Annotated in this window: 9 protein-coding genes; 4 read left to right on the top strand and 5 right to left on the bottom strand. The window is 33.6% G+C overall.

Annotated elements, in window-relative coordinates:
• A partial coding sequence (locus OZD62_RS04270; RefSeq protein WP_275019501.1) for an arginine repressor occupies positions 1 to 357 on the bottom strand: 357 nt, incomplete at its 3' end.
• A 125-nt stretch (positions 358 to 482) separates the two neighbouring features.
• Here OZD62_RS04270 and OZD62_RS04275 point away from each other — a divergent pair.
• The 3 genes from OZD62_RS04275 to OZD62_RS04285 are packed head-to-tail and all read left to right on the top strand — an operon-like array spanning position 483 to position 2,489.
• The gene (locus OZD62_RS04275) at positions 483 to 1,217 is read left to right on the top strand and encodes an ABC transporter substrate-binding protein (RefSeq protein ID WP_038198776.1); all 735 of its coding nucleotides are present in this window, start codon (positions 483 to 485) and stop codon (positions 1,215 to 1,217) included.
• On the top strand, positions 1,217 to 1,864 hold the full coding sequence (locus OZD62_RS04280) for an amino acid ABC transporter permease (protein WP_022626279.1): 648 nt from the start codon (positions 1,217 to 1,219) through the stop codon (positions 1,862 to 1,864). Before OZD62_RS04275 ends, OZD62_RS04280 begins: the two co-directional genes overlap by 1 nt.
• Positions 1,848 to 2,489, top strand: a complete 642-nt coding sequence (locus OZD62_RS04285) for an amino acid ABC transporter ATP-binding protein (RefSeq protein WP_010962606.1) — start codon at positions 1,848 to 1,850, stop codon at positions 2,487 to 2,489. Before OZD62_RS04280 ends, OZD62_RS04285 begins: the two co-directional genes overlap by 17 nt.
• Before the next feature lie 390 nt (positions 2,490 to 2,879).
• Here OZD62_RS04285 and OZD62_RS04290 read toward each other — a convergent pair whose 3' ends face one another.
• Positions 2,880 to 4,079, bottom strand: a complete 1,200-nt coding sequence (locus tag OZD62_RS04290) for a phage major capsid protein (protein ID WP_065094900.1) — start codon at positions 4,077 to 4,079, stop codon at positions 2,880 to 2,882.
• A 48-nt stretch (positions 4,080 to 4,127) separates the two neighbouring features.
• On the opposite strand from OZD62_RS04290, the gene OZD62_RS04295 reads away from it, so the two are divergent.
• Entirely contained in the window at positions 4,128 to 4,421 is a 294-nt protein-coding gene (locus tag OZD62_RS04295; protein ID WP_010962608.1) for a hypothetical protein, read from the top strand.
• 192 nt (positions 4,422 to 4,613) lie between these two features.
• Here the strand turns inward: OZD62_RS04295 and OZD62_RS04300 are convergent, their stop codons facing one another.
• The 3 genes from OZD62_RS04300 to OZD62_RS04310 form a co-directional block, all read right to left on the bottom strand.
• Positions 4,614 to 5,411, bottom strand: a complete 798-nt coding sequence (locus OZD62_RS04300; protein WP_275019502.1) for a hypothetical protein — start codon at positions 5,409 to 5,411, stop codon at positions 4,614 to 4,616.
• 49 nt (positions 5,412 to 5,460) lie between these two features.
• Positions 5,461 to 6,135 (bottom strand): orotidine-5'-phosphate decarboxylase, encoded by a 675-nt coding sequence (gene pyrF, locus OZD62_RS04305; protein WP_010082622.1) that lies wholly within the window; start codon positions 6,133 to 6,135, stop codon positions 5,461 to 5,463.
• A gap of 30 nt (positions 6,136 to 6,165) precedes the next feature.
• Positions 6,166 to 7,417 (bottom strand): coiled-coil domain-containing protein (locus OZD62_RS04310; RefSeq protein WP_275019503.1); only part of this gene is annotated, 1,252 nt, incomplete at its 5' end.

The raw sequence follows: 7,417 nt of genomic DNA on the forward strand, positions 1-7,417 counted from the left end.
TGCTATAGTTCCTATAATTCCTATGTTTTTGCTATTATTTAATGAATAAATAACATACTTCTGATCTAGAAAGTAAGCTAGGCTGCTAGCTTGTCCTGGTTGAGTGTGTAGTACTATTAAACCAAAATCCGAAATTTGCATATTAAGTATTAATGGTAATCGATATTGGTTGATGTCAATTACTTTATACATACCAGCAACTTTGGCAATTTTAAGTTTTTTTAATTTTCTTGATAAAGTAGCCTGAGGAATGTTGTGCCCTCTTTCTTTAAGCAAGGTCTGTAAATCGCTCTGCTCTAAAATTTCGTGATTTTGAATAATATTTAAAATATGTTCACCTAGTGTGTTGTCATGCATTATGCATTTTCCTCATATTGAATATGTAATAAGTATATTTGAAATTATATTCATTATTTCTTGACTATTCAATTTTTAATGTCTATATTCATAAGATGAATAAAATATGAATATAAATTAGTAATATGAAAAAATATATTTTAAATGCTATTATAGTGATAAGTATTCTATTAACAGGATGCAAGGAAAATAAACACGATAATATCATTAGATTTGCAATTTCTGCAGATTATCCACCTTTTGAATATTATGAAAATGGTAAATTTACTGGCTTTGACATTGAGCTTGCTCAATTAGTAGCAAAAGAGTTAGGTAAAGAAGCGATATTTAAAGATATGCAGTTTAGTGCTATATTTGCAGCATTGCAAAGTAATTCTGTAGATGCTGCTATATCTACTATTGGTAGCACAGAAGAGCGTGAAAAAAATTTTGATTTTTCAAATAGTTATTATACAGGGGAATTTGGTATTCTATATCACAAAAATAAACCCATAGCCGGTATAAACAACTTAACTCACAAGAAGATAGCCGTTCAACTAGGAACTGTCATGGAAATTTGGCTAAAAGAGCATGTTCCTACAACAGCTCAAATTATTGCTATAGACAATAATAATCAAGCTGTAGAAACATTAAAGTCTGGTCATGTTGATGGCGTCCTAATTGATGAATTCCAAGGTAAAGTATTTAGCAAAAAAAATCCTGGTCTATCATGGTCAGCCACTGCCAAGTTAGATGGTGGTTATGTTATTGCTGTGAATAAAGGATCTGCTTTAAAGGATAAAATAAACGAGGCATTAAAAAGTTTAGAAAGTAAAGGTGTAATACAAAAAATAGCAGAAAAATGGCTAGGAGATAACTGATGCAGGAATTAATTTCTAATTTCTTGTTTGTTGGAACAGGCCTTGCCTTTACTTTAAAATTATTGATTGGAGGACTGCTTTTAGGTGTGAGTCTAGGGGGATTATTGTCAGTACTCAGATATAATAAGATCTGTATTCCATTAATTAATGGAATTATATCTGTAATACGTGGCACTCCCCTTATATTACAGTTAAGTGTTGTTTATTTTATGACCCCAACCATTGCAGGAATTAAATTAAACATATTTAGTGCTGGCATTATAGCATTTGGTCTAAATAGCTGTGCTTATATTGCTGAGATTTTACGAGCTGGTATTGAAACTATATCAAAAAACCAGTTTGAAGCAGCTAAAACTTTACAAATACCTAGTTTCTATATGTGGAGAGATATTATATTACCACAAGTTATTAAAAATATTCTTCCTGCAATGATAAATGAGATCATTGCACTCCTTAAAGAAACGGCATTAATCTCTACTATTGGTGGTGTTGATATTATGCGCTCTGCGCAAATGCTTGCAGCAGAACAATTTACTTATTTCATACCACTTTGTCTTGCTGGGGCTTATTATTACGCTCTTGTATTACTAATTGAATATATAGGCAAAAAGATTGAACAGAAAGGTATATATGATAAAAATGCATAATGTTTGTAAATTATTTAATAATGTTCCAGTACTTAATAATATTAACCTGATTATAGAGCAATCTATAGTTGGTCTTGCTGGTCCTTCTGGTAGTGGTAAATCAACATTGTTACGTTGTATACAAAAACTCGAAGTTTTAGATTCTGGTAGCATTGAATGCAATGATAGTACTGGTTTTGTATTTCAGGATTTTCAACTTTTCTCACATATGACTGTCTGGGAAAATCTTACATATGCTCCCAAACTTAAAAACAAAACTCAGGATCAAAGTGATTCACTACTTGAGTCTTTGGGTATTGCCTCTAAAAAAAATGATTACCCTAGTAATCTATCCGGTGGGCAAAAACAGCGGGTTGCGCTTGCCAGAAGCTTAATGATGAATCCAAGGATTCTATTATGCGATGAGCCAACGTCTGGTTTAGATGTAGCAACAATAGTCGACGTTGTGGAACTACTACAATCAGTTAGAGATATGGGTATTACTATGATTATCGCTTCTCACAATTTGGATTTTTTAACAAAAATATCAGATCGGATTATTCTGTTAAAAAACGGAAAAATAATTGTAGATATCAATCCTAAAGAAATTGATGAACCAACAAACTATTTAAAAAATAATTATTAAAAGAGAATCACTCATATCATACTGAGAGCTATAACAGATCTTAGCATCGAAAATTACATAATATACATTATGGAAAACAAAATTACATAATGTAAGAAGCAATGCTAAAAATAAAATCACATAATATAGCAAACTATAGCTAACCCAAGAAAGGTTTTCCTACGTCATACCGCCGCGATATCTCAGCATAGATTCCGCTAACAAGTAGCGGAATGACGAATTTTTGTTTTTCAAACTGTCGGTAAATCTAAGTCAGTTTAGCTATATGTGTCAAGCACTGGGATGACACCCTCCTGATGGGCCAAAATCACAATGTTCGTACAGTTATGGAATGAATCGCGGTATGACGTGTTGCTTTGATCAGCTATAAAGATGATGCTGCGGAAGTTTTTAGTACTTGCTCGCAACTTTCAACAATTTAATAGCACTGGTGTTTACAACCTCTCCGCCGACACGCTTAGTGACAAAAAACCTCACATAAGGTTTATTCGTATAAGGGTCTCTTAATATTCTCATTCCTCTGTTATCTACAATCTTATAAGCTTGTTTGAAATCTGCCATCGCAATTACTGGTAGCTGATTGTTTGGCGCTGGTGGCATATCGGCAGATTGATATACTGGTATTCCCATTAAAGTATCTGGAGCTTCAAGCGACAGACTTGGCTGCCAGAGATACTGACCTGTTTGAGATTTTAGCAGCCTGATATCCTTCAACGTACTCCTGTTCATCAAAAATGACGCATTTTTGGAATAATATTCGTCCAGAGAGTAATACAACATCATTATTGAATCACTATCTAATTTTTCAGTTTTAACTTGCTCTATTTTATTATAACTGTTTCCATTTTCATAAGCTAAAATTCCTTTTGGTTGAAAAGTGCCCTCACCCTTAATGAAGGCTTCGCTTTCTTCCTTACTAAAAGTCTCGGCAATCTTTTCCACCAGCCAACTCTCAACATCGACAAACGCATCATCGAGTAACTTTTGTGATATTTGTGGTTGAGCATATAACTCGTAAGTTGTGACGGAAATCTTTTGGATTTTGGGCGTGTCCGTATCTTTTGCAAAATCATACTTAGACTTATTGCCACCGTCCTCATCATCTACTGTTTCACTGCTCCAACCTGCACCGGCGCGGTCAAAATCTTCTATAATGTAATCCAATGTTTCAGTAGAGATTCTTTGACTGGAGCATATTTGTCGCATTGGGGACGAATCAGTTACACGCTTGTTTATGCGTTTTACAATATGCGGAGTAACTAGATACCCCCCGATATCACTGTCATCTCCACTGAGGGTTTTGTGTGATAAACCGCTTTCCATTCCCTTGCGGATATAATCAGAAAAATATTTATCGCTTGTGCTAAAATCTGTATTTACTTCTGGGCGTTGAGCTGCAGTTTCGATCAAGTCTAAACGCTCTTTGCAACTATCAATGGCATTATTTACCTTGCATAGCTGCTCAATTGTTGCAGAATCAGCACGCCCTTTGCTTTCAATTTCTTTTAGTTTGCGATCATTTATTAATTTAAATTGCTCCCATGATGAAGCGAGTTCATTGATACGGTGAGCGATATCGGTAAGTGACATAATAGCCTCCTTTGAAAATGAAATAAAAATGGAAATAAGGTAATAGGAATGGCATCCATAGATGTTTCCCACAGTTGTACGAATATTGCAATATGGTACATAGTAAACGATGTCATTCCAGTGCTTGACACTGGGATCCAGCTTCTATGCAACTTAATTAAAAACGTTTGTTTTAGCGTAAGACAACTACCTTTAGCTCATCAGCTCAGTTATAAGCAAAATTTCTGGATTCCAGTGTCAAGCACTGGAATGACATCATCTGTTGTGCAATTTACCTTTAAAAATGAATATCCGTACAGTTATGTGCTTGGCACTGAAATGGCATCATTTTTTATCTGTTGAAAATGTAAACCGAAAAATAGCGTGGCACTTTGTGCCACGCTTAGTACTGTAAGCTTAATCCAGTAATTAAATTAAGCGAGGTAAAATAAAAGATAATGACACTATATAATGTTCGTTCTTTTATGTCAAGCACTTTTTTGAATTTTTTTGGTGATAATTTTTATCCAGTTATTTTATTATTGTAGTATAATTTCAATGCCAGATACTATCATTATGATGACTATCTAAATTTAAATCGTAATTATCATCAAATTTATATATCCCCTCCATCTCTTCTCTATGCAATTCATGTGAATCACCTAAAGCTTTTTGATTAGAAACGTCAACACAATACTGTAACAGTGCTCTTAATGCTCCAGCACTATCTTGATCTAAATTAAAATTGCTAAAATCAAATTTCTGCATATTCTCCACATGTCCTTCTCTACATAACCTACATATCTTAGCAAAAGCCCTTTCACTTTCTCGACTCCAAGCATTAAGAAAGTAAGGATCTACTACTTTGCTAAATTGTTTCTCTATCTCTTCAAGAGAGCTCTCTGGATTAAGTTCTAATATTACTTTGAAAATCCCACTGCCATGGAATCCATAAAATTTACTAGATAAGCTATCTTTTACAAAATTAACTGCATCATCTATTGTAACACCAGAGCGAGATTCAAATATCATCTCAAATGCTCCATAACAACTATCAATACCAAAATTAATTATTTTTTCCATAAAATCAATTACCTCTTCTAAGGAAATTTGTGGCTTATTCCTCAAGATAACTTCTAAACTCTTGACAAAATTATGCCCATGCTGACCCATAGCATGGGTTTTCCCATTTATTGTATAATGATATAGCTTCTTATTTTCTATTATATGCTTATTGCACTGGTAGATATGTAGCTTATTCAATTTGCCAGAATATTCCTCTATTTCCTTATCTGGTAATTTTGAGCGGAATTCCTTGATTACTTCGCGTATTATTCTATTGATATTACTCATGCTTATTCCTAATTAATATGTTAGTATTTTTATAAATTAAGTTATTATATTAAAATTCTTTCATGGATTTCAATATTAGCTCCGCACTACTTGTAGTTTTTGTAATGGGTCTGCCAATGACGATATAATCAGCTCCTGAATTTATTGCTTCTTTTGGTGTTGCTGTTCTTTTTTGGTCGTCATGACCTGGATCTATACGAATTCCTGGAGTAATAATTTTAAAGTCTTCACCGCATTCTCGGCGCACTTCCTGAGCTTCCAATGCAGAACAGACTATTCCATAGAGTCCAATCTTTTTTGCAAGCTTTGCAAGCAAAATTACCTGTGATTTTACTTCTCTTGCTACTCCAAGCTCGTTTAAATCCTCATTGCTCATACTAGTTAGCACTGTCACTCCAATCAGCTTTATTTTTGTGCCTTGCACTACACTTAGCGCTTCTTCAAGCATTTTTGTCCCACCGCTGATGTGCAGAGTTAACATTTCAACGTTCAGAACTTTTATTACTTCAACTGTTTTAGCTACAGTGTTTGGAATGTCATGCAATTTCAGATCTAAAAAAATTGGTACATTGCATTTTGCAACTTCTTGCACTCCAGAAAGACCTTGAGCAGCAAAAAATTCTAATCCCAGCTTTACCATGCCAACTTTACCACGCAGAGCATTAGCTAGAGAAATAGCCTTATTTAAGTCTTGTGTATCCAGTGCGCATATTATTGGGTTCATTATCTTGCATGATTTATCTTATAATAAGACTCATTGTTGTGTTTTGCAAATACTTTCACTCTGATTGAACTGACTGCGTTCATAAGATTCTGTCAATAGTGAATTTGGCAACTTGGTCGGGGTGGATGAGCGACTGACAAATAATGATTCATATCCAAGATCTTCCAGCGAAGAAGAAGGCGTTTCGTCTGGCAAAAGCCGTGCAATTTCTCCTTGTAACGCAGACTTTAATATTTGAATCGTATCTAATATTGCTTTTCCATCATTATTTCTTATTGGTTCTTCTATATTGTCTGTTACCCATCTTATCAACAGTTGAGCAAAATTCACTTGTTTTTCTTTCTCTTTCAAAAAATCTTCTATTTGACTGTCTCGTTCTAAAAGTGAATTTCTTAAACTTTTTACTTCATTATTACAATCTTTTCTTATCCCATCTAACTCAAAAGATTGATTTTTAATTAAACCATTTGCTTCATCTAACTCTTCAAATTTCTCTTTTAATTCTTTAGATAAATTTTTCTTTTCTTTGTTGACCTCTTTAATTTTACATTGTAGCTTATCTAAGTTTGCATGCAGCCTTTCTTGTTCTTCACGTAATTCCTCTACTTCTTTAGAAAGTTTATTTTTTTCCTTATTCAATGCCTCTACTTTTTCACTAAGTTCATGTTTTTTCTCACGTAGTGCCTTTTGTACTTCACGTAACGTTTCTATTCTATCATTTAACCCCTTATTCTCTAGCTCTAAATGTTTATTATCATCCACTTCCATCTTCAGCTTTGCAATAAATCTACTTCTTTCTTCCAACTGTTTCTTTAAACATGAGATTTCAAGTTTTAATTTCTCTTCCTGCTCATTAAGCTTACCTATTTCCTTTCTTGTTTTGTCCAATTCATTGTCTATTTCAAACGTACGATTCTTTGCTGTTTCTAATTTTTTCTCTAAAGATTTTTTTTCTTCAAGAAGAGATTCTCTCTCAACTTCTGACTCATTTACTTTCTGATCCAATCTTTTTGCTCTCTTGTCTAAATTTTGCTTTTCTCGAGTTAATTCATGTTTTAATTTTTCCACTTCTTTGTTTGCAGCTTTTTCAGCTTCCTTTCCTAGAGTTATTTTATTTTCTAACTCTTGCTCTTTCTGAGCGAATTTATTTCTCTCAACCTCTATTTTTTTATTATTACTAATTATTTTATACGAAAGTGCAAGCACCAAAACAGATAATGTAGCTAAAGCAAGAATTAGAGGAAGAGGCACATTAGAAGTTACAATAAGCGCTAAAGATGTA

It is taken from the genome of Wolbachia endosymbiont of Drosophila seguyi, assembly GCF_028981765.1.
Classification (GTDB): Bacteria; Pseudomonadota; Alphaproteobacteria; order Rickettsiales; family Anaplasmataceae; genus Wolbachia; species Wolbachia pipientis.

Excerpts from the sequence above, each read along its gene's own strand:
- OZD62_RS04275 (WP_038198776.1), top strand. The coding sequence starts at position 483 with ATGAAAAAATATATTTTAAATGCTATTATAGTGATAAGTATTCTATTA.
- OZD62_RS04280 (WP_022626279.1), top strand. The coding sequence starts at position 1,217 with ATGCAGGAATTAATTTCTAATTTCTTGTTTGTTGGAACAGGCCTTGCC.
- OZD62_RS04285 (WP_010962606.1), top strand. The coding sequence starts at position 1,848 with ATGATAAAAATGCATAATGTTTGTAAATTATTTAATAATGTTCCAGTA.
- OZD62_RS04290 (WP_065094900.1), bottom strand. The coding sequence starts at position 4,079 with ATGTCACTTACCGATATCGCTCACCGTATCAATGAACTCGCTTCATCA.
- OZD62_RS04295 (WP_010962608.1), top strand. The coding sequence starts at position 4,128 with ATGGCATCCATAGATGTTTCCCACAGTTGTACGAATATTGCAATATGG.
- OZD62_RS04300 (WP_275019502.1), bottom strand. The coding sequence starts at position 5,411 with ATGAGTAATATCAATAGAATAATACGCGAAGTAATCAAGGAATTCCGC.
- pyrF (WP_010082622.1), bottom strand. The coding sequence starts at position 6,135 with ATGAACCCAATAATATGCGCACTGGATACACAAGACTTAAATAAGGCT.